The organism is Polyangiaceae bacterium (assembly GCA_020633235.1).
GTDB lineage: Bacteria > Myxococcota_A > Polyangia > Polyangiales > Polyangiaceae > JACKEA01.
Map to the genome: position 1 here is coordinate 21,509 of JACKEA010000012.1, position 20,250 is coordinate 41,758.

At 64.5% G+C, this 20,250-nt stretch carries 19 protein-coding genes and 1 pseudogene; 7 read left to right on the plus strand and 13 right to left on the minus strand.

The window, feature by feature from the left end:
• Positions 1–3 precede the first annotated feature (3 nt).
• The 5 genes from H6717_41645 to H6717_41665 all read right to left on the minus strand — a co-directional run bounded on the left by H6717_41645 (position 4) and on the right by H6717_41665 (position 5,707).
• Entirely contained in the window at positions 4–1,113 is a 1,110-nt protein-coding gene (locus H6717_41645) for an ImmA/IrrE family metallo-endopeptidase (GenBank protein ID MCB9583612.1), read from the minus strand.
• The gene (locus H6717_41650) at positions 1,011–2,792 is read right to left on the minus strand and encodes a hypothetical protein (protein ID MCB9583613.1); all 1,782 of its coding nucleotides are present in this window, start codon (positions 2,790–2,792) and stop codon (positions 1,011–1,013) included. Before H6717_41650 ends, H6717_41645 begins: the two co-directional genes overlap by 103 nt.
• A 538-nt stretch (positions 2,793–3,330) precedes the next feature.
• Positions 3,331–3,543 carry a hypothetical protein gene (locus tag H6717_41655; protein MCB9583614.1) on the minus strand — a complete coding sequence of 71 codons (213 nt, stop codon included), beginning with the start codon at positions 3,541–3,543 and terminating at the stop codon, positions 3,331–3,333.
• A gap of 270 nt (positions 3,544–3,813) precedes the next feature.
• Entirely contained in the window at positions 3,814–4,830 is a 1,017-nt protein-coding gene (locus H6717_41660; GenBank protein MCB9583615.1) for a hypothetical protein, read from the minus strand.
• 121 nt (positions 4,831–4,951) lie between these two features.
• On the minus strand, positions 4,952–5,707 hold the full coding sequence (locus tag H6717_41665) for an alpha/beta hydrolase (GenBank protein MCB9583616.1): 756 nt from the start codon (positions 5,705–5,707) through the stop codon (positions 4,952–4,954).
• 91 nt (positions 5,708–5,798) lie between these two features.
• Between H6717_41665 and H6717_41670 the strand changes: the two genes are divergently transcribed.
• A complete protein-coding gene (locus H6717_41670; protein ID MCB9583617.1) occupies positions 5,799–6,539 on the plus strand; it encodes an alpha/beta hydrolase in 741 nt (246 codons plus the stop codon).
• Here the strand turns inward: H6717_41670 and H6717_41675 are convergent.
• The gene (locus tag H6717_41675; protein MCB9583618.1) at positions 6,526–7,287 is read right to left on the minus strand and encodes an SUMF1/EgtB/PvdO family nonheme iron enzyme; all 762 of its coding nucleotides are present in this window, start codon (positions 7,285–7,287) and stop codon (positions 6,526–6,528) included. The two genes, H6717_41670 and H6717_41675, sit on opposite strands and share 14 nt — an antisense overlap.
• 565 nt (positions 7,288–7,852) lie before the next feature.
• Positions 7,853–9,085, minus strand: coding sequence for a CapA family protein (locus tag H6717_41680; protein MCB9583619.1), 1,233 nt, complete (start codon positions 9,083–9,085; stop codon positions 7,853–7,855).
• Positions 9,086–9,111: 26 nt separating this feature from the next.
• On the opposite strand from H6717_41680, the gene H6717_41685 reads away from it, so the two are divergent.
• The 3 genes from H6717_41685 to H6717_41695 all read left to right on the plus strand — a co-directional run bounded on the left by H6717_41685 (position 9,112) and on the right by H6717_41695 (position 11,952).
• Positions 9,112–9,849 carry an alpha/beta hydrolase gene (locus tag H6717_41685; GenBank protein MCB9583620.1) on the plus strand — a complete coding sequence of 246 codons (738 nt, stop codon included), beginning with the start codon at positions 9,112–9,114 and terminating at the stop codon, positions 9,847–9,849.
• A 43-nt stretch (positions 9,850–9,892) separates the two neighbouring features.
• Complete coding sequence (locus H6717_41690) at positions 9,893–10,939, plus strand: hypothetical protein (protein MCB9583621.1); 1,047 nt, start codon at positions 9,893–9,895, stop codon at positions 10,937–10,939.
• Positions 10,940–11,259: 320 nt separating this feature from the next.
• Positions 11,260–11,952, plus strand: a complete 693-nt coding sequence (locus tag H6717_41695) for a helix-turn-helix transcriptional regulator (protein MCB9583622.1) — start codon at positions 11,260–11,262, stop codon at positions 11,950–11,952.
• Positions 11,953–11,956: 4 nt separating this feature from the next.
• Here H6717_41695 and H6717_41700 read toward each other — a convergent pair whose 3' ends face one another.
• From H6717_41700 to H6717_41715, 4 genes are read right to left on the minus strand one after another with little or no spacing between them, the layout of a single operon-like run.
• The gene (locus tag H6717_41700; protein MCB9583623.1) at positions 11,957–12,616 is read right to left on the minus strand and encodes a hypothetical protein; all 660 of its coding nucleotides are present in this window, start codon (positions 12,614–12,616) and stop codon (positions 11,957–11,959) included.
• Positions 12,617–12,634: 18 nt separating this feature from the next.
• Positions 12,635–13,018, minus strand: a complete 384-nt coding sequence (locus tag H6717_41705) for a hypothetical protein (protein MCB9583624.1) — start codon at positions 13,016–13,018, stop codon at positions 12,635–12,637.
• Positions 13,018–13,989 (minus strand): hypothetical protein, encoded by a 972-nt coding sequence (locus H6717_41710; GenBank protein ID MCB9583625.1) that lies wholly within the window; start codon positions 13,987–13,989, stop codon positions 13,018–13,020. Before H6717_41710 ends, H6717_41705 begins: the two co-directional genes overlap by 1 nt.
• A 4-nt stretch (positions 13,990–13,993) precedes the next feature.
• Positions 13,994–15,445 carry a serine/threonine protein kinase gene (locus H6717_41715; GenBank protein ID MCB9583626.1) on the minus strand — a complete coding sequence of 484 codons (1,452 nt, stop codon included), beginning with the start codon at positions 15,443–15,445 and terminating at the stop codon, positions 13,994–13,996.
• A 234-nt stretch (positions 15,446–15,679) separates the two neighbouring features.
• Here H6717_41715 and H6717_41720 point away from each other — a divergent pair, with 234 nt between their 5' ends.
• The 3 genes from H6717_41720 to H6717_41730 all read left to right on the plus strand — a co-directional run bounded on the left by H6717_41720 (position 15,680) and on the right by H6717_41730 (position 17,577).
• Positions 15,680–16,246 (plus strand): hypothetical protein, encoded by a 567-nt coding sequence (locus tag H6717_41720; protein ID MCB9583627.1) that lies wholly within the window; start codon positions 15,680–15,682, stop codon positions 16,244–16,246.
• Positions 16,247–16,266: 20 nt separating this feature from the next.
• Complete coding sequence (locus H6717_41725) at positions 16,267–16,839, plus strand: hypothetical protein (protein ID MCB9583628.1); 573 nt, start codon at positions 16,267–16,269, stop codon at positions 16,837–16,839.
• Between the two features lie 177 nt (positions 16,840–17,016).
• Complete coding sequence (locus H6717_41730; protein ID MCB9583629.1) at positions 17,017–17,577, plus strand: tail fiber protein; 561 nt, start codon at positions 17,017–17,019, stop codon at positions 17,575–17,577.
• A 945-nt stretch (positions 17,578–18,522) separates the two neighbouring features.
• On the opposite strand, the pseudogene H6717_41735 reads toward H6717_41730, so the two are convergent.
• Together H6717_41735 and H6717_41740 are read right to left on the minus strand one after the other, a co-directional pair.
• Positions 18,523–19,233: pseudogene (locus tag H6717_41735) on the minus strand (AMP-binding protein).
• A gap of 17 nt (positions 19,234–19,250) precedes the next feature.
• Positions 19,251–20,012 (minus strand): transposase, encoded by a 762-nt coding sequence (locus tag H6717_41740; GenBank protein MCB9583630.1) that lies wholly within the window; start codon positions 20,010–20,012, stop codon positions 19,251–19,253.
• Between the last annotated feature and the right edge of the window lie 238 nt (positions 20,013–20,250).

The following is a 20,250-nucleotide window of genomic DNA, read 5'->3' on the forward strand; positions in this document are numbered from 1 at the left end:
GCCTCATCTTCCCAGCGCCGGCGATAGGAAAGCCTGGAGCTCGGAGTCGCCGATGCTCAAGTAGCCGATCGCATCGTCCGGACCCAGCACGTCCCGTTCGAGTCCTCGCCGAATGATGGAAACGGTCCGGCCGCCGTATTCATCTCGGCGCGCCTCCGCTCGGGAGCGCCCACTGCCTCCGCCGCCCTCGGCCTTCTTCTCGCTGGCCTTGGGTATGGCCCGGTACAACGACCAGGGCGCAACATCGTGCCCGATCAACGTGAGCACCGTTGCCCGCACGCTGATCTTGAACTTCCGCGCGAGCGCGGACGCCGTCTTCAAATCTCGGATCGGGGACCGCCCATCCCAATGGTGGTGGCGCTCGAGGTATTCCGCGGCGTCCCCCCACGGCAAGAGCACGGATGCCGCGAAGGCCTCGCACCAGCGTTCGATGGGGTCTGTTGCTTCCTTGTGCTTTCGCGAAAAGTCCTCTTCGCACACGGAGCTGGTTCTTGAGAGCAGGTGACCGAGCTCGTGGAACAGGGTGAAGACGCGGGCATAAGCGTTCCAGTGAGTGTTCACTGCAATGAGCGGAGCGCGCTCATCCCACACGGAGAACCCCCGCGCGCTGTCCGCCCCGAGCGGCAGCGCGAGCACGACGACATTCATCGCTTCGACCCGCGCCCTCCACTCCCTGAACGCCACGTACTCGCTCTTCCAACCCGTTTGGGTCTCTGCGTCGACGCCGAGCTGCTCTCGGATGGCGATGCCTGCAGCTTCGGGATCTTGCCTGGAGCTGTACTTCGGCAGCTTCACTTCGGCCGCCTTCAGCTCGCCGGATACCCAACTGAGTGCGCGCTGCAGGCGGACAGCCTCACGAAGCCGCACGCGCTCGGTATGGCTGAGCGCCCGGCCTTCCCGCCCGGGCGGGTGACGGAAATCCAGAGCCGGCAACTTGCTTTGCGGAGGGCGAGGAAGAAGGAAAGTGGCCGTCGGCCTGCGAAGCACAGAGGACAGCTTTCGGAGCTTCGTCACCCCCGGTCGCGATGTGCCCGCAAGCCACGACTCGAGAACCGCTGGCGACACGTCGACTGCACGCGCGAGCTCTTTCGCGTCATATCCGCCTTCGCGCATGGCCCAGGCAAGGACATCGGGTGTGATGGGAACATCCACAGCGCCAGTCTTCCAGACGCCATGAGCGCCGGCAAGCAAGCAGCAACGCTGACGCCGTCAGCGCTGACCGACAATGTCAGGGCTCGAGCTGGCCCAAGCCGCAGGTCTATGTTGGTTCGGCGCGGAACCGAGCGCGCCGACGCGCGAACCCGCCGAGCACGAGCCCCAGCGCAATCCAACCGAACGACGCGGGCGTCGAGCCGGGCATCGAACAACCGCAGCCCCCGCCGGTCGACGGTCAGTGGGCGCTGGCCCGGAGGCGACAGGCTGGAGCCGTCGACGCTCGCGTCCACGCCCGCGTCGCCCCCGTCCACGCCCGCGTCGCCCCCGTCCGTGCCCGCGTCGCTCGCCCCCGCATCCCCCGCGTCCTCCGCCCCCGCGTCACTCTCGACGAACGCAATGGTACGGGCCCGCGCCCGCGTCGATCGCAGCTCCGGCGCGTCGTCATAGCGCGCGTAGCTCACCAGCGTCGTGCCGGCAGCATTCGCCGTTGCGCGGATGGGTCGGCCCCAGTTCTCACCCGGCGCGATGACGAAGCCGCCCGGATCGAGCACCGTACCGGACAGATCGACGCGCGCGCCACGCCGCTCCGTCGGTGCACCGCACGCCACCACGAACGTGCTGCCGTTCCAGGCGACGTCGGGCCACACGTCGTCGTCCGGGGCTTGCGTCAACGGAATGCCATCCGGATCCAGCAGCACCCCTGCAGGACTCACACGCGCACCGTAGATGTCCCAATTGGGTGAATTGCGCCCATCTGCCCACACGACCAAATAGAGCCCGCCACCGAAGGCCACGTGCTGGGCTCCCCGGGATCCGTCGGAGGACGTGAGCTCGAGCGGGCTCGGGTCCAGCGGTGTTCCGTCGCCGGCGTAGCGCGCCGCGCGGAGCTGGCTCGTTCCCAAGGTCGGGAGTTTGCTCGGACTCTCTCTCCAGACCACGAGAAAGTCCGTCCCGTCGCTGGCGACGACCGGGCCGATCTGCGAACCCAGACCTCCCGCGATCAGGAACCCATTGGGATCGAGAACGTCGCCGTTCGGGGCGACGCGCGCACCGTACGTGTCCCAATTGGCGCTGCTTCCCTGGTACCACACGACGAGGCTCACCGTGCCGTTGCTGGCGACCGTGGGAAACGCTTCGGTTTCGGTCGAGCTGGCGATGGGAAAACCTCCCACGTCCAACACTGCTCCACTCGGGTCGACCCGCGCTCCATACACGTCGAGCTGTCCGTCACGCCGATCTTGCCACACGGTGAAGTAGTTCTGTCCGTCGAAGGTGGCTTCGGGTGCCTCCTGGCCCGCGGCTGCCACGCCAACGGGAATGGCGACCGGATCGAGCACGGTGCCATCCTGCGCCATCCGCTCGGCGTACACGTCGCCGCCATCCAGCGCCCGGTCGTCTTCCCACACCAGGAAGAAGCCTGTTCCGTCCGAGGCCACGGCGGGCGTGGTCTGCTCGTTGGCGCCGAGCGCGAAATCGATGGCAGCGTTGCCGAGCAAGCTTCCGTCGGACGCCACGCGGCGTCCCGCGATGTCGGTGTTCTTCGCCCACACGACCAGGCTTTCGCCGGGACGCGACGCGATCCGCGGTGCTTCCACGCTGCCGGGGCCCGAAGAGATGGCAAAAGGCGTTGCATCCAAGAGCCGCCATCGAACCCGATGTCGGGCACGCCCGTGATGTCGGGCAAGACGACGCCGTCGGGATCGAGCACGGCCCCGCCGCCCGTCACGCGCGCAAACCGCGTCTTGTCGGGATACTTGTCGCCCCAGGTGACGATGAAGTCAGTGCCTGCTCGGACTACGGCCGGCCTATCGTACGCGGTGCTGGTGCTCGCGATCTCGATCGGAGTCGAGTCGAGCAACTGACCATTGGCCCCGAGGCGCGCGGCACGGATGGCGTTGGAAGCGCGCCAGGCGACCAGGTACACCACGCCGTTGGATACGGCGGCGGGCTCGTCCTGCGACACCTCGAGCTCGGTCGGGCCACCTTGCACGACGCCATTTGGGTCGACGCGCTCCGCATACCGCTTGGCCGTCGTGCCGCTGTACTCCTTCCAGATCGCCAGCGAGCCGTTCTGGCCTCCCGCGATCGCTTCCGCTTCGCCGTTTGGCGCCACCGTGATGGGCGCGCTGTCCAGGACGGTCCCCGCCGGTGACACCCGCGCGACGCGGGCCCCCCTCACCGCGCCGCGTCACTCGCGACGGCGGCGTTGACCTGCATGTCTGTCGACGGCACGAGGACCGGCACGTCCGTTTCGATCTCGGGAGACACGACCGGCACCACGGTGACCCGCAGTCCAACGTGGCCCATCGGCTCCGGCGCACCGCCGCTACCGCACGCAGACGCGCTCCCAATCGCCATCGCGGCAACCACCCCGGCGCCTCGTCTCACCCGCCCAGTGTATCACCCGGCAGTGGCAGCCGCCGACGCGTGCGTGCCGCGATAAGAGCTGACGCATCCGTTGCTGCGAGCGGCCCAACTCCCCCCGCCAGCGCCGTGTGCTGGCTGACTCCAGCTTTCAGGTTTTTGTTGGTCCGCCGCGGAACCACGTGGTGCGGGCTCGATACTGCGTCTCACCTAATCCACGCGCGATTCGGAGCCCGATCAAGCAAAGAATAGCCAAGAAGCCCGGCGTTCTTGGACTGATTCAATCTGGTCGCCCTAGCCAAGCTCCGTCCAGAACCGTGCGACGACCTCTGCGCGGGACTCTGCGCCCGCCTTCGCGAGCAGCGCCGCCACGTGGAGTTGAACGGTGCCTTCCGCACACCCAACCGCGACACTTATCGCTCGGTTCGATTTGCCCTTGACCAGTTGCTCGAGCACTTGTGCCTGGCGAGGCGTCAGGCTCCAACGTTGGCGCGCCTTCACCAGCCTTCCGGATGGATCGCTAGGGTCGAGTTGCCGCAGTGCGAGATAGTGACGTGCCAGACCCGGTGCACGGAGTTCCGTCAAGGCGAAGTTCCCGGCCTCCAGTACCGTCGTTCTTTGACGATGGCGAACACAGTGACGCAGAGATGCGACGGTGCCTGCGAAGTTCTTCCCCAGCAACTCCTTTCCGACGTGGTTGGCGCACAAGATGCGCCCCGTCTTGTCGAGCACGAAAGCGGCGCACGGTACGGCGTCCAACGAAGCTTGGAGGGCAGCCTCGGTCAGACGCGCGGTAGCAACATGCCGCTGCACGACCAGCCGGCGGTGAAGTGCTGGTGTTAGACGTGTGAGCAGTCTCTTGTCCTGGGCAGTGAAACGCTCTTCCCGGAAGCCCCCCACCCAAGCCAGCAGTGTATCGCCCTCGCAAACCAGGACCCGCAACTGATCCAAGTCTGCGAGTCCTACTCGCGCATACGCCAGGGCCAGGTTGGTCGGCATCGGTACGCGCGCGTCCAGTTCGGTCCGTGTTCGGGCGCGGTTCCTTTGCCATGATTGGGGGCGTAGCGCATCGTAGTAGCCAAACCTTGCGCCGGACGCCCTTACCACGCTGTCCAGCTCAGCCACCCAGCGATCTGGCACGCCGGCGCTGACCGCCCCACCATCCACTTCAATGCGCGTGTGCTCGATTCGGAGCGAGTAGCTGACGAAGCCCTGAAGTCGGAACAGGCGGCGGAAGTCGCCAGTCAACCCGGCTAGGCTGATGTCGCTTCCAAGTTCGAGGGTAAGCAGCCGTTCGGACAGGTCTCTCACCGCAGCCGAGTCTGCTCGCGTAGACCCCACCACTACCTCCGCTGCTCATCTGGCACGGGCGCGCACAAGACAAGCCATGCCATACCTATGCAGAGATGTGTGGAACCGCATCTGCTCATCGCTACCCTCCCTCTGAATCGAAGATCGCCCTCGCAATGAACCCCGAGTGACTCAGCGGCAGATAGTGCGAGCTCGTTTCCAAGATATCCAAGCGACTGCGCTCACCGAGTAGTGCGAGCGCTTTGCTTGCCTCCACAGGGACGAATGCATCGGAGCCACCATGGAAGAGCGTGGCACGTGTGGAGTACGTCGGCACGGGTTCAGTGCACCATGTGGCCAGGTCCAGCGCGGTGGCCAAGCTCTGCAATGGTTCACTCACGAACTGCTCTCGCAGCACCGTCTCCACATGGTCACTCCGCTCCGCGGGCGGAACGCACCCATCCACGACCTGCGCAAATAAGGACGGTTGGGAAAGCTCTCCGGAACGGAGTTTCTCCGCCAACTGCGTACGCAACGCACGAGCGTCCGCACCCAGCTCTACGAACCCCGAACAAAGAACCAGTCGCTCGATCAGATTGGAAACGCGTGTACAGGCTCGCGCAGCAAAGTACGCTCCGGCGCTGGCGCCCGCGATTCTCACTGGGCCAGATTCGGCCAAGTGCCGAACCGCGTCATCAATGTCGAGCTCCAGCGCTGCCAGATCTGAAGCTCTGGGACCCGAAGCGCCGCCGGTTCCGGGGTAGTCGAACAGCGAGACGCAGATCGTTGGCGGCGCGAGTTGCTGCACTTGCCGCCAGATCCTCGAGTCCCCCGGTAGGCTAGGGAGAAGTAGCACCTGGACGGCATTGCCCGTCCCGCACTTGTCGACTATCGGCATTCCAACAGGATATCCTCAGAGAAGCCCACGCGAGAGTCAGAATCTGTCGCCTTCGCGAGACTGCTGCTGTAGTCTGCAGAGCGGAGCGGGCATGGAAGTGCAGATCGAGTCGTGGGGGCAGGGCCCGCCGTTGGTGCTGCTCTATGGCAGTCCCGCGCCCCGTTCGCACTTTCAACCATTGGTCAACAAGCTGGCTGCGGACTTCGCGGTTCACGTCGTCGATTTGCCGGGACACGGGAATTGTCCAAAGACGGATGTGGACTACACGATGGACGAATCACTGGACGCCATGGAACTAGCCCTTCGCGACATGGCGGGGGCGACCGTGGTCGGCTTTTCGTCTGGGGGCTATCGCGCGTTGGCGCTCGCGGCGAGGGCCGAGGTCGAGCTTGGTTCGGTTGTCGTGCTGGGCGGCATGGCCAGCTTGACTCCGCAAGAGCGGACGGCCTACGGGGGATTTATCGAACTGGTTGAGTCCGGAGCGGACCTCACCAACATGGTTGTCGAGCGGTTTCTCTCTCCCGTCTACCAGCAGAACGAGGAGGCGCTTGCGGAGATCGACCGCTGGCTGGCCGGCTCCCGCGTGTCGCTGGTTCGAGAACTGCGGGCGCTCCGAACGAGCGAAGATCTACGTGCCTCCCTGCAGCGCATTCGCTGCCCCATAGTGGCGCGGACTGGCACCGCCGATCAAGCCGTCCCGCTGACGCACGCCGAGGAACTCGTTGCTCTCACCAGCGGCACGCTGGAAGCCGTGCCCGGCGCTGGGCACATGTTGTTGCTCGAAAACTTCGAAGGCACGCTAGCATCGGTGCGGCGAGCTACGGGCTTCTAGCACACCGAAAGCCATAGAGGGGGTGGCGAGTGCTTGGCGCGTACCCTAGCCGTGTCGCAGGGCGGAGGTAGGAGTTGTCCGTCACCTTGTTTCCACCCTTCACCATTCTTTGTGTCCCAGACTGCCACGAGACGCAGTTGGTGCACGGTCCGGTCGTGTACCCGTTCAGCCAGTCGAACACCCACTCGGAGACATTGCCGGCCATGTCCAGGTGCCCCCATCGCCCGACACCCTTGGGGAACTGCCCGACGTAGTGAAACGTGTCGTAGTTGTACGACGCGTAGGTTGAATCCGGCGCCGCATCGCCCCAGGGATAGAGTCGGTTCGAGTCCCCTCCGGCCGCCGCAAACTCCCACTCAGCCTCAGTGGGGAGCCGGGCATTGTCCCAGATGCAGAACGCGAAGGCCTCGTACCACGTGAGACAGTTCATCGGCTTGACTTCGTTCGGGCCGGATTGCTGCGTGTAGTGCGCCTCGCCACACGACAATATCGTTTGCTCGAACGCAGATTTCGAGACCGCGAGATTCGAGTCCCACGCTGCTTGCCAACCTGTTCCGGGCACGGCGGGATGTGCTCCGGCGCCCGCCGCTGGAGCCAGACCAGAGTACACGTTCATGAACTTGCGGAAGCGACTGACCGTGACTTCGAATCGGTCCAAGTACACTGGCGCAACGGTCGCGGAGTGCTCTGGCGTTTCGATGGCGAAGCCTTGCGCATATGCGTCCGTGCCACTCGTGCTGCGACCCATGGGGAAAGTGCCGCCAGGTACTAGGTCCGCTGAACAACAGCTGACTCCCCCACAGTCAAGCCCTCCGCTGCACGAAGGCCCTTCCGGACCGAGACTGGGCATGCCAGCCGAGCCACCGGTTCCCGCGCTACCACCGGTTCCCGCGCTACCACCGGTTCCCGCGCTACCACCGGTTCCCGCGCTACCACCGGTTCCCGCGCTACCACCGGTTCCCGCGCTCCCGCCGCCCAATCCGCCAAAGCCTGCGTTGCCGGAGCTTCCGCTCGCGCCGCCTGTGCTCGCGTCGCCAGCGTTGCCGCCGACTCCGCCCGTGGCACCAGAGCCTGCATGGCCAGAAGTCCCGCCAGCGCCACCTGCGCTCCAAGCGTCAGATCCGCCACTCGCGGTGCCGTCGGCGCCGGCGTCGAAAGTCGGAGACGCTTGCGTGTCCTCCACCCCGACGAGCAGCGCGCAGCCGCCTGCTAAACTGAGAACCGCGCTTCCTGTGACGATTTGCAGTCCACGCGCCATGACACGGCATGGTGTCCGCAACGGCTTGCCGCGGCCATATGCAAAACCCCATACGTCAGTGGCTCGTGCGTCGCAGCGTGAGCGTCTGCGTTCGGGCATCCGAGTGTTGTTGCACCTCGACGGTGTTGGCAGCAGTCACATACGCTCGTGAGTTTCCGCCTTCGTCGGTCCCAAGGGCAACCTCCATCCGTGCCACCCAGCCTGTCGTGAGCCACGGAGCAGAGAACGGGTTCACCAGGTTTCCGAGCGAGTAGTAGATCGGAACGACGCGATTCGGGTCCCGCCGCGTTTGGTACAGTTCCAAGGGCTGAACCACGTGAGGGTGGTGACCGATGATGGCGTCCACCCCTCGTTCGGCGAGGTAGTGCGCCATCGCGACTTGTGATGGCGTGGGAGAGAACTCGTGTTCCATGCCCCAATGTAGGTGGGCGATCACGAAGTCTGCGCCGGCCGTCCGGGCATTGCGAACTTGCTCTTCGAGCAGCCTGATGTTTCCGGTCGCCACGCGGCCATTCAGGTCGCAGACATTCACGATCCGCGGTCGCCGGGGAGGTGGCGCATGAGCGTTGAGACCGAACGTCCAGGAGAGCAACGCGAACCGGATACCGTTCCTGGTGACCAGACCTGCGCTTGAAGCGTCTTCCTCTCTCAAATTGGTGCCCTGGTGCAGCACGCCGGCGTCGTCCAAGTGCTCGATCGTTTCGTCTACTCCCATCGGCCCCATGTCGAGGCTGTGGTTACAGGCTGTCGCCATGAACTGAAAGCGGCCTTTCACCACTCCGAAAGTCACAGGGTCGAAGCAGAATGTCGGGCCGCTTTTTGGGCTGTACTCCACTCCCTGGTTGGACGAGCCAGCAACAACACATTCGAGGTTCGCCATAGATAGGTCCACGTCGAAGATCACGTCGGCAACTTCGGCGAACAAGTGGTGTTCGGAGGTTCGCAGATACGCGTGAGGAGAGAGATCACCAACCGCCGAGAGGGCTGCACTCGAGCGTGCGCGGAACCCTCGCGCAACCTGCAATTCGCAGGACGCATGTTTCGCGAAATGCGCCTCCAGAGCGGAATTGCGTTGTGGTCGCTGGACGGGGTACCGGGCCTTGTGCAGCCAGTACAGCTTGTCCAACCAGCGCATCGTTGCCAAATCCCCACTGCGGGGTGCCGCCCTGCGCCATAGCGGCAGAATACGCAATACCGCAAGGGCCGGTTCGTACTGCAAGCGCTCGACCGGCCCGAACTTCATGCGATCTAGCGGTGTGCGCGGAAGATCCATGGCAATGTGCAGCATTCTATGCGACATTTGCTGTCGTGCCATTGGCGGACAAGGTGGGGAGTGGTCGTCCGGTCATCGTCGTCCATGGAACCCCAGGGGATCGGGATACATGGACTCGGGTCGCGGATAGGTGTCCGCCAGGAGTGTCACTTTGGCGGGTGGAGCTTGCAGATCATGGCGCAGCGCCGGATGGCGAGGGAGACTTCAGTCTCTACGAGCGCGATCTGGAGGCCGTCCTCCGCGAAGCGGACGGCCCTGTTATCCTAGGTGCCCTCTCCATCGGTGCCTTCGTTTGTTTGCGGCTGCTCCCGCGCCTTGGTGACCAAGTCGCTCGCTTCGTGGCCTGTGCGCCGGTGGCTGGTTTCTCGGAGCAAGATTCACAAATGCGCCGAGACCTGGCCGCGTCGCTTCGCATCGGCGCGGCCACCCCCGAAGGCCTCGTTGGCGAGTTCTTGGAGCTGTTGCTGCCTCGAGACGAAAGAGATGCTTTAGCGGAGGACCTGATTCTACGGTCTGCGAAATGCAGTGCAGAGAGGTTGGCCCGCGCAATCGAGCGCGTCGCACCCATCGGCTCCCCACCCTTTGTGCTGACCAGTTTCCACACGCCTACCGTCATCTTTCACGCTGAGCGTGACGCGATGGCTGCCGTGGAACACGCGGAACGCCTGGCCAAGCTCGGGGAGCACGTGGCGCTTCACCGGTTGAACTCCGCCTCCCACATGTTGCCCCTGAGTCACCCAGCTGAGATAGCCAAGGTGCTCTTCTCCGACTCTATGTGATTTTGCATATTCGAAACTGGGTGTGCGCCGGTAAGCTGAACTGGTGTCTGGGGCCGGGGCGGTGGACAGCAGGATCACGGAGCTAGAAGCCGAGCTCTCCACCATTCGCTTGGGCGAGCAGCAGCCCCTCGGCGAGGCGGGTGCGATTCTCCATGACCTGCTCCGTCTCAGCTGCTGGTGCACCTACTCCGTGGTTCAGCACTCCGCCCGGATTGCCGTAGACGCTTGGGGTGACGTAGGCGCGCCGCCCGATCTGTCTCCAGAGTTTTCCCGGTTCGTGGCGAGCTCACAGCCTCGGTTTGGGCAGTATGACGCCCTTCGCCCAGACGCATGGCAACACAACAAGGCGCTCACCTTTGCCGACTTGGAGCGTCGCAACGGGCCGATGCCGAAGGGCATGCGACAGCTGTTTGAGCGAGTGGGGGTGGGACACTGCGATCAGCTTCGCGCCTTGATTTGCGATGGCGATGGGCTCCTCGCCTGGGTAGGAGGGTTTCGAGAACGTCCCTTCACGCACGCAGACCGCCGCGTCTTGCAGCGCGTCGTGCCGCTCATTCATCGGCGTCTGTTGCTGGCGCGGTACACCGAAGCACCGGGGTTGCGTGAAGCAGCGTTGTGCGCTGCGCTCGAAGCCATTCCTGCGGAGGCATACTTGATTGACGGGCGCGCACGCGTGGTCGACACCAATGAGCTGGGTCGACAGATGGCCGCGCGCGAGGGCAAAGCCCTTCTGGAAGAGCTGCAACGCGCGCTGCGGCTCTCGACGCGCACTACCCGGGGCGAAGCGGGTGCCTTCTGCCTCACTCGTCTCACGCGCCAAGGCCTGCCAGCGCACTACTTGGCAGTCCGGCGAAACACGTCTCGCAACAGTGATCCACTGTTACCGCTGGCGCGGCAACGTTGGACGTTGACGCCCCGGCAAACCGAGGTGCTCGGCCTGCTGGCCCGGGGTCTCTCCAACCGCGCGATTTCGATCGCCCTCGGTTGCGCGGAGGGTACGATTCAGCTTCACGTTGCGGCCTTGCTCACGAAGATCGGAGCAGAGTCTCGCGCGGAGGTGGTAGCTCGCTTCTGGACGGAGCTTGGATGAGTCAGTCCGTAGAAAGGCTTTGGGAAGCGCTGGAGACCGTCACCCTGGCAGAGGGGCAGGATCAATTCTGCGGACTGCCCGCAGCGCTGTCGGAAGCCTTCGCCCTCGATCGCGTCCTCATGTACTCACTCGAGCGAAGCGCCAGCGGGCTCCGCATCGATTCTTGGGGTGCCTTGGGCCTCCGAGCTGACGCCCGAAGCGAGCTTGACCGGGTAGTCCGCTCCCAGCATCGGTTCGGGCACTACGATCCGATCCGCCCCGAAGCGTGGCAACGCAACCGTGTCCGCACAATGGGGGAGCTACGGAGGCGCTCAGGTCAAATGACGCAGAGCTTGTGGCGGCTATTCGAGAGCAATGACATCGCCGAGATGGATCAGCTGCGCGTCCTTGTGTGCGACGGCGCCGGGCTACTCGCCTGGGTGGGTGGTTTTCGAGCGCGCCCTTTCACGCCGCAGGAGAAGCGGAGGCTGCAGGCCGTGGTCCCCGCCATGCAACGGAGGTTTGCCCTCCAACGCCAGGTTGGCTTGTCATCGCTGCATCTCGCCGCGCTACAGGCTTCACTGGATGCCATTCCGCGGGCAGCCTTCGTCGTGTCTGCGAAAGGCCGTATCGTTCACGCGAACGCATTGGCAACGCAGGCGCTTTCCGCGGATCGGGCTTCGACCTTTAGCGCGATCCAGGACAGCCTGGGCCGGCGGCGTTGGGGAGGGGCACAGCTGGCGCTCACTGAGATCGTCGCTCCAGGCGTCGGTACGCACTACCTTGCGGTGCAACGACAGCCGCGGCCGGACGCAACCGCTCGCCTGCCGCAGGCTGCGCAACGCTGGGGGCTGACGCGCAGGCAGACGGAAGTCCTCGAGTTGCTGGCTGGCGGCCTCTCCAACCGCGTCATGGCAGCCGCCCTCGGCTGCGCGGAAGGCACTATCCAGCTTCACGTGGCGGCAGTGCTGGCCAAGGTCGGAGCAGAGTCCCGGGCCGAAGTCGTGGCCAGGTTCTGGACCGAGCTGGGCTGACGCATCACGGCCCCGTGCGTGCCAATCTCACCTGCGTATACACCTCTTGCACGCCGAACGCGGACGCGTGCCCCAGCGTCCAGTCTTCCGCCGACGGGATCTGCACGATGGATTCGATTTGGAAGGTCTTCGTCGCTCCCGTCACCTTGAAAGCACCCATCAATGTATTGGCGGCGGTAATGCTCGCCTGCCCGTCCACGCCTTCCCGCTCACTCAGCAAACCAGAAGAGCTGAGTAGCGTTGTGGTGGCGTCCGTCAGGTTGCGCAGTCGCGCTTGAGCACGATTCACCCAGTGGCTTGGAACGAACGCGAGGATTTCGTACGTGCCGGGCGAGAGTGTGAACTGGTTGCCGTTCAGGGTAACCCAGCTGTAGGCGGATGGATTCTCCAGGGTATTGAGCGAGCGCTGGACCCACGTGCTTCCCGCGGCCTGTCCGCCGTTCGTGCCCGTGCTGCGTACATCCTTCAAGAAGACGACCTCCCGCGTGGGATGTGCCTCCAGTGTCGCAACACGATTCTCGAGGTTCTGGAAATTCCCGTTGAGGTCACTAGCCGTCAGCGCTTCCCCCGTTTGCCAACTTGGCTTCGGCAACGCGGACACCGCCGTGCCCGCAAGGAACGCCGCGGCGACGAGCAACCCGGCCAAACGCTCCGCTGACTTCATCGAACATTCGCTCCAAGTCTACCCAAGGTTGCACGGCAGTTTGGAAACGCCCAGGGTGCATGGCATGCCACTGCTTCCGGCCGCACCGGCTGAGCCACCACTTCCAGACATGCCTCCGGCACCCGAACCGCCAGTTCCACCGCCTCCCGAGCCGCCGGCAGCCGAGCCGCCAGTTCCACCACCTCCAGATGTGGCTCCGGCATCCGAGCCGCCGGTTCCGCCACTCGCCGAACCTCCAAGTCCGCCGCCATCCGAACCGCCGTTGGCCGTGCTGGCGTCGGCACCTGCGTCAGTGCGATTGCCGGTGTATTCGTTGGTGTCCTCGATGCCCACCAACGCGTTGCACCCTTCCAGCACCGCCAGGCAGGCCAGCAAGATGATCCACACCCGGGCCGGCCGCATTACCAACTCCTCGAAACCGCAACGCCACCACCGGTTGGAGCGACAACGGGTTGGACTGCAAAGGACTTCCGCCGGTCGCGATGCGCATGTTGGCCGTCCCCAGCGGTCGCGATCCAATACACGGCCAAGCCGCCCAACAACGCCCCGGCGCCGAAGCTGATACTCGAGATGGTGGCCGCAGTGCTCGCATCATTTCCAAGGTCCACGGCGGCAGCGTCACATCGGTCCTCTGGGCAGTGCTGGTTTCGGTCGTCCCACTTGGAGAACGCTCTGAGGCCGAAGTAGCTGCCCAGCCCGAGAGCGACCACGCCCGCCCCTGCGGTCACATAGCCAAGTGTTCGTGTGGACGACCCAGAACTGCTGCGATCGTGTTCTGGTGGTGGAAACGGGTCCGGGTCTGGGACAGTTTTGATCGCACGCAGCGCTGGAACCACGACAGTTGCAGCGCGTCCCGGCGAGACGACAACGGTCTTACGCCAATCGGTATGTTCGGGTGCGCGTGCAACCAGGTGATGTTCGCCGGGGTCCACGGCAAACGAGTTGCCCCACAGGCCCTTGCGCAGGGCCTTTCCATCGTAGGTGATGGTCAACCCGTCGACCTGGCGCTCCGGCGCTACTGCCACCACCAAGTGGGCGAGTGTTGGTGCGAGCTTCTTCGCACGGTCGCGCGCAGCCTGCTCTTCTGCGCCTTTCCCTGCGCTCCGCGCCGTGGCAGCCACCTCCAGGAATAGCGCCCACGCGCTGGCGGTCCGACCAATGCTCTCGTAGCAGCGCGCGAGGTGAAACTGCGTTCCCGGCGCGGGTGCAAGTCGGTTGCTCTCTTCAAGCTTGGGACACGCAAGTGCCGGCTTGCCAGCATCCAGAAGCTGTCGCCCCTCATCGAACAAGCTCTGTGCTGCGGCAGCTTCGGCAGCCCCGGCTCGCGCCGGGCGCGATAGAGCGAACAGCGTCAGCAGCAGTACTGCAGACATCAGCCTAGAACGTGCGGTCATTGAACAGGTCATCGGCGTTCGTGGGTTTCGGGGTGGGAGGAACCGGCTTTGGGGTCGGCTCAGTTGGCGCAACGGTCGCGCTGGTCGCTGCAGGCGGCGGTGTCGGTGCTGGTGGTGAGGACACCACGGGCTTGGGCGTGTGAGTTTCGGCCTTCTCCGCGTGTGCCCTTCTAATCGGCAACGCTGGTTGCTTCTTCCTGGCCTCGGCTTCTCTTGTTTGTTCCGCCGCGGAAACGACCGGGGCAGGAATCGGCGCTGTCCGGTTCTCACTCCCGCCCGTTGGCGGCGCAGTGGCAGACGGCGGGGCCGTCGGCGGTGCGCTGGGCGGCGCAGCGGCAGTCCGCGTCAACTCGGCTGGCGCTACGGAACGCGTCGCAATGGCCCAGGCCGCGGCCGCGCCAAGCGCGAGGGCGCCAAACCCGACGGCCAGAGTGCGCCACCCAGAACGCCGGCGTGCGCGCAACAATGGGATCGCGGATGACGCGATCCCGCCGGTAGTCAGTGCTCCGATGAAGGATTGCTGAACGCCAGCGCTGGCGCGGGTGCGTACGACATCAGTCGTGTCCGCAGGGGTAGACGTGAGTGAAGGAGAATGCTCGAATTCGTCGAGGGACGGCGCCTCGTCGGACGCGACGTGCGCGGCTTCCGCGACCAACTGCAAGCCCGCCACGAGCTCGCGGACGTTCTGAAAGCGAAGGTCGGGATCCTTGGCCACGGCCTTGCTGAACCAATCGTCGAACGCCGAAGGCACGCTGCAAAGGCTAGAAGGCGCGATTGGATCGCGCGTGCAGATCCCGAGGATCAGGTCGCCCAGTGCTTCGCTTTCGAAGGGCCGGCGACCAGTCACACAGTTGAACGCGATTACTCCCAAAGCCCACAGGTCCGCGCGGTGGTCGACATCGCGCGTGCCCTGCGCTTGTTCTGGACTCATGAAGTAGGGAGTTCCGAGCATTGCCCCCGTTTGTGTGCCCGCGAACCCAGCCCCCTGGGTGTCGCTCGAACCGTCCATGTCCTTCGCCTTCGCGATCCCGAAGTCCAGCACCTTCACGAGCAGATGGGCGTCCTCGCTCTGACACAGGAACAGGTTGTCCGGCTTCAAGTCGCGATGCACCACGCCCGCGCGGTGCGCCCGTTCGAGCGCCCGCCCCACCTGTGCCAAGACCTCTAGGGTTTCGCCAAGAGAAAGCGCGCCACGCTCCAAGCGGCTCTGCAGGCTCTCGCCATGCAGGAGCTCCATGATTATGAACGGCACGCCGTCCTCGACGCCAAAGTCGAAGATCTGAACCACATGGCTGCTTCGGAGGGCAGCTGCAGCGCGCGCTTCTCTAAGAAACCGCGCAACTGCGTCCTGGCTCTGCAGCAGCGCACCGTGCATTACCTTGAGCGCGACGGGCGAACGCAGCGCAAGGTGTTCCGCGCGCCACACGGCTGCCATGCCTCCGCTACCCAGCTTCTGCTCCAGACGGTAGCGCGCTGCGACGACTTGTCCGGCTACCCACTCCACGCCGAGACGACCTCCACAATCGCGTAGCCTTTCGCAGTTCGACGAGATGCTCCATATGCGAAATCCCATACGCGATCGCGACGGTGGGAAAAGCAGCCAAGGCGTCGCGATCGTCTATGTGCAAACCCATATTGCGACTACCTCGCGGAACGCGATCATCGTGGGATGCTCTCCTCTTCCCTGCCTCGCCTCGGTGGCTCACTGTTGCTCGTGGCGGCGTTCGCGGGCGGGGCGCTAGGCGCGGTGCCCAAGACCTGGTCCGCGGGCGAAACGTTGAGCCATACCGAGCTGAACGCGAACTTCAAGGCATTGGACGACAGACTCGCAGCCGTGGAAGCGCAGCGCCCTCTCGCATCCTTCAACGGCAAGACTTACTCGCTGGACGCCATCTACTGCGGAGCCACTCCGCCTGCTCTCGGAAATCTGGGCGGGCATACCGGCGCGAAGGCCATGTGTGAGTTCGCTTGTAAGAGCCCGAGCGCCCACATGTGCATTGTCTCGGAAATGCAGCGAAGCTACGCCCTCGGCAAGACGTCGGTGTCGGGCTGGATCACGAACTCCTACGGCTCACCCAACAACTGGGCGGGCATAGACATGACCGACTGTGAGGGTTGGACAAACGCGGTGTCCAATCCCGGAGCCTTGGGTTCGGTCTGGAGCGGCGGCCCCCACGGCTACGTCGGCGTCGCTGCCTGCTACTCCGCGACCACACCAGTGCTGTGCTGTGACTAGCCTTGAAAGGTACGACACCCATGCCTGAACAAAGGTTGCGACTGCTCGGTTCTGTGCTTGTCGTCACCGTCTTCGCGACCCTGGCTTTGGGCGCGGTGCCCAAGACCTGGAGTGACGCGGAGGTTCTCACCCACACCGACTTGAACGCGAACTTCCAAGCGCTAGATGCGCGTCTGGCAGCGCAGGAATCCAAGCGCGCGATCGTGAAGAAGAACGGCAAGGAGTGGTCGCTCGACGCCACCTACTGCGCGAGCACGTCAGAGTCGCACACCGGCAGTGGATGGGGCGGTTGGGGCGCGACGAAAGCGGCATGCGAGGCCGCATGTTCGTCATCCTCGGCGCACATCTGCAGCGCGGGAGAGATGATCCGGTCGGCATCGCTGGGCATCAATCCCAGTCACATTGGCTGGATCGATGGCGACTACTCCTTCGCACCGCCCACCGGACCAGTCCGCAATTGTGACGGCTGGTCAAGCGGCGCACCCAACATTCTCGGGCACATGTGGGACGTGAGCAACGTCCCGTCCGGCGGTCAGGGGTTTCCAAACGCAACATCCTGCAACAACGCGTTGTGGCTGCTCTGCTGTGACTGAAGGACGCCGAAGCGCACCACAACGCATGCACGCTTGCAAAAGGAACGGAGGCAGCAGATGAGGCGTAGGAAGTCGAGGCTCTTGCCGGGGAGGGCGCTGCTCCTCGTGCTGGCGTTCTTTGCCGGGACCACCTTGGCCGCCTTGCCCAAGAGCGGTTGGAGCTCGAACGAGGTACTGATGGCGAAGGACCTGACCGACAACTTCCAGGATCTGGATTCGCGTCTCCAAGCCTTGGAGAAAGACATGGCGCCAGCGGGAACGATTGTCGCCTTTGGGGGAGCAACTGCACCGGCCGGCTGGCTCATTTGCGATGGCCAGGTCCTCAACAAGACCAACTATCCAGCGCTGTATGGAGCCATCGGTGAGCAGTGGGGCGACGGCGGCGATGCGTCTGGCCCGCAGTTCAACATCCCTGATCTTCGCGGAGCGTTCCTGCGCGGCGCGGACCCGCAGAACAAGACCAGCCGCGACCCAGACGCCCCGCGCGCGGTCGGCGGAAGCATGCAGCCCGACCTGCTAAAGAGCCACGACCACGTTCTCAACGATCCAGGACACATTCATCAGTTCACCGGCGTGGGCAATGGACCATATGGTCCTGCAAGCGTGCTGGCCGACGAGTGGGCCAACTACAGCAACCAATACACCGCGCTCGCAACGACAGGGGTCACCATGGAAAAGACCGGTGGCGCGGAGACGCGCCCCAAGAACTTCGCGGTCACCTTTGTGATCAAGATGTGATTCCGTGATGCGTGGTGCCGGTTCTTTTGCCCCGCCCCGACTCGACCACAGTTAGCAATCGGATACCCGCGTAGTGACGCTGCTCCGCAGACGCGTTGGGCGGCGTGAGATAGAGGCGTCTATGCACTATCGCGTATGGGAGGAACTCGTGCGTGACGGTACGGTGGCGAGTCGGAGGTTTCCATGGAGTTGCGATGCAGGTCCCAGTGCGTCACCGCGGCAAGGCCCGCCTCGCGTCCTCGCTACATGCCGTCGGGGCTTGCGCGGGCCGCATTCACCGTGCTCGCGATTCTCACGGCGCTCGTGGCGTGTACAGGCGGCGACGCGGGCGAAGGAGAGCCGTGCTCGAGCAACGACGACTGCGCCGATCCGCTCTCCTGCGGCTACTGGCCGACCTACGGCGACACTCGCTGCGGTCACCAGTGCGTAGAAACATTCGAGTGCCCGAGCTTGGACTACGTCTGCGAGAGCGGCTATTGCATCTTGCGGCTGAACGGCGGACAGGGGCACGCCTGCACGAATCAGGCGGACTGTGCGTTCGACTACGAGTGCGTCAACTGGCAACCAGGGCCTGTCGTATGTTCCGCGCATTGTGTGTGGGACTTCCAGTGCTCTGAGCAGCCGACGACAGGTGTGTGTGTGGACGGCGCGTGCACTGTTCCTTCCGACTACGTTCCCAGCGGGAGTGGTGGATCGGGTGGAGGAAGTGCAGGCCCGCCCGGAAGCGGCTGCGACGAAAACTGCAACTGCCCCTCGACATGCACCGGTTCGGGCGTAGAGCAGGCCTGCCTCTATTGCCAATCGGCTTGCTTGTGCGCGTGCTGCGGAAACACGCAATGCCAACAAGCCAACTGTCAGATGGTGCACAGTCTCAGCGGATCGTGCGGGTACTGCGGATAGCGGACGGCCGCTGCTCACGGAAATGACGCACTCTCCGGCGCTGCGCTATTTTTTGCGCCGTGGCGACCCTCGCTCGAGCGCTTGCGCCGCGATCTCAGCGGCGTCCAACTTGCGAAGCTCGGTCTTCAACACCTTGCCATAGTTGTTCTTCGGGAGCTCGTTCAAGAAGACGTAGTCGCGCGGTCGTTTGAATCGCGCGAGCCGCGACAGGCAGAGCTCATCGAGGGCGCCTGCGTCTGCCTCGCCGGCGACGTACGCGACAACCCGCTCTCCCCATTTGCGGTCCGGTCGACCAAGCACAGACACTTCACGCACCGCAGCGTGGCGTAGCAACACCTCCTCCACCTCGCGCGGGTAGATGTTGGAGCCTCCGGAGATGATCACGTCCTTCGAACGATCCATCAAATGCAGGTAGCCTTCGGAATCGAAAGCACCCACGTCGCCGGTGTGCAACCAGCCGTGCGCAAGCGCTTCCGCGCTCGCGGGGCCATCCTGCCAGTAACCTTCCATCACCACGTCGCCCCGACACAGAATCTCGCCGCTCTCACCGGCCGGAGCTGGATTGTCGGTCGCATCTGCGACGATCACCTCCACGCACGCGAACGGCCGGCCGGCAGAGCGAGCCCGATCGAGCCAGCGGGGGTGCTCGCGATCAGCGATGGCCGCTTTTGTTAGCGTCGTGATCGTCATCGGGCACTCCCCCTGCCCGTAGATCTGGGCGAGCCGTGGACCAAAGCGCTCGAGCGCATGTCTTAGCCCCAATCCGACAATCTTCAGGCAGCGTTCTGGAGTTCTCGTTCGATCTTCTCGTATGCCAGGCGCGTAGCGTCGTTGCTCGCGAGGCGGAGCACGGGTGCTCCGCCCGGGCGTAGGAGACGGCCGGCCTTTCCGAGCAACTCGAAGCGCAGGGTGTTGATGCTGCGGAGGCAGTAGAGGGCGGTGCGCTTCAGGGTGCGCGGCTTCTCGGTCGCGGTTGTCGCGAGTTGGAAGGTGGTGACGAGATTGTGGGCGAGGACGTTCAGCTTTTGCCAAGCAGTGTTTGCGGAGTAGCGGTTCGTAGGGATGGTGGCGAAGGCGAGTCCGCTTTTCAGCTCGCCGATGGTCTTCTCCTGGGTGCCGCGACCGTTCTGGAAATGCCACAAGGCTCGCGGCGTGAGCGTCTTGTTGGTGGCCACGACCGAGTACTCCCACTCGCCGTCGTCGGGGTTGAAGAGATCGAGCTGATGGCTCTTCGGGGACTTGTGGTTGATGCGCTTACGATAGATGACCGCGCGCTCGGTGCGGTTCCATGCGTCGATGGGCAGCACGGTGTCGAGCGCTTGCACGCCCAGCTTCCGGTCGACCCACTGCCAGTCACGAGTGGGGTGCTTCTTGACGATGGCGCGCAGGTTCAGCCAGGGCATCATCGGTACCTTGACCGCATATTCCACGCGGCAGCCGTCGCACGCGGCAAGGAACTCCCGCTTGAAAAACGCGCCATCCACGCGCACCTCGACGGTTCCTGAGAAGCCCAGCTCGTCTCGAACCGTGCGCACATTGCGGCGGAGTGCGTATTCCGGCCGCACTTGGGCACCGATTCCGGAAACACTTGGGCAGCCATTCCGGTGGCACTTGGGCACCCGTTCCGGACACTTGGGCACTGATTCCGGCGCACTTGGGCGCTGATTCCGGTGCACCTGGGCGCCAGCCGGCGGCGCGGGCAATGCCCGCGCTGCGCTCCGGCTAGGCCGCCCTGGCCCCTTGGGCCCGGCGACGACCGTGGTGGTCGCAAAG

What these genes read in the sequence shown, in the direction of transcription:
- H6717_41705 (MCB9583624.1), bottom strand. Translation starts at nt 13,018, where the DNA reads ATGCGGCCGGCCCGGGTGTGGATCATCTTGCTGGCCTGCCTGGCGGTG.
- H6717_41710 (MCB9583625.1), bottom strand. Translation starts at nt 13,989, where the DNA reads ATGTCTGCAGTACTGCTGCTGACGCTGTTCGCTCTATCGCGCCCGGCG.
- H6717_41720 (MCB9583627.1), top strand. Translation starts at nt 15,680, where the DNA reads ATGCTCTCCTCTTCCCTGCCTCGCCTCGGTGGCTCACTGTTGCTCGTG.
- H6717_41725 (MCB9583628.1), top strand. Translation starts at nt 16,267, where the DNA reads ATGCCTGAACAAAGGTTGCGACTGCTCGGTTCTGTGCTTGTCGTCACC.
- H6717_41715 (MCB9583626.1), bottom strand. Translation starts at nt 15,445, where the DNA reads ATGGCAGCCGTGTGGCGCGCGGAACACCTTGCGCTGCGTTCGCCCGTC.
- H6717_41730 (MCB9583629.1), top strand. Translation starts at nt 17,017, where the DNA reads ATGGCGAAGGACCTGACCGACAACTTCCAGGATCTGGATTCGCGTCTC.
- H6717_41645 (MCB9583612.1), bottom strand. Translation starts at nt 1,113, where the DNA reads ATGCGCGAAGGCGGATATGACGCGAAAGAGCTCGCGCGTGCAGTCGAC.
- H6717_41700 (MCB9583623.1), bottom strand. Translation starts at nt 12,616, where the DNA reads ATGAAGTCAGCGGAGCGTTTGGCCGGGTTGCTCGTCGCCGCGGCGTTC.
- H6717_41675 (MCB9583618.1), bottom strand. Translation starts at nt 7,287, where the DNA reads ATGGGTCGCAGCACGAGTGGCACGGACGCATATGCGCAAGGCTTCGCC.
- H6717_41670 (MCB9583617.1), top strand. Translation starts at nt 5,799, where the DNA reads ATGGAAGTGCAGATCGAGTCGTGGGGGCAGGGCCCGCCGTTGGTGCTG.
- H6717_41665 (MCB9583616.1), bottom strand. Translation starts at nt 5,707, where the DNA reads ATGCCGATAGTCGACAAGTGCGGGACGGGCAATGCCGTCCAGGTGCTA.
- H6717_41695 (MCB9583622.1), top strand. Translation starts at nt 11,260, where the DNA reads ATGACGCAGAGCTTGTGGCGGCTATTCGAGAGCAATGACATCGCCGAG.
- H6717_41680 (MCB9583619.1), bottom strand. Translation starts at nt 9,085, where the DNA reads ATGCTGCACATTGCCATGGATCTTCCGCGCACACCGCTAGATCGCATG.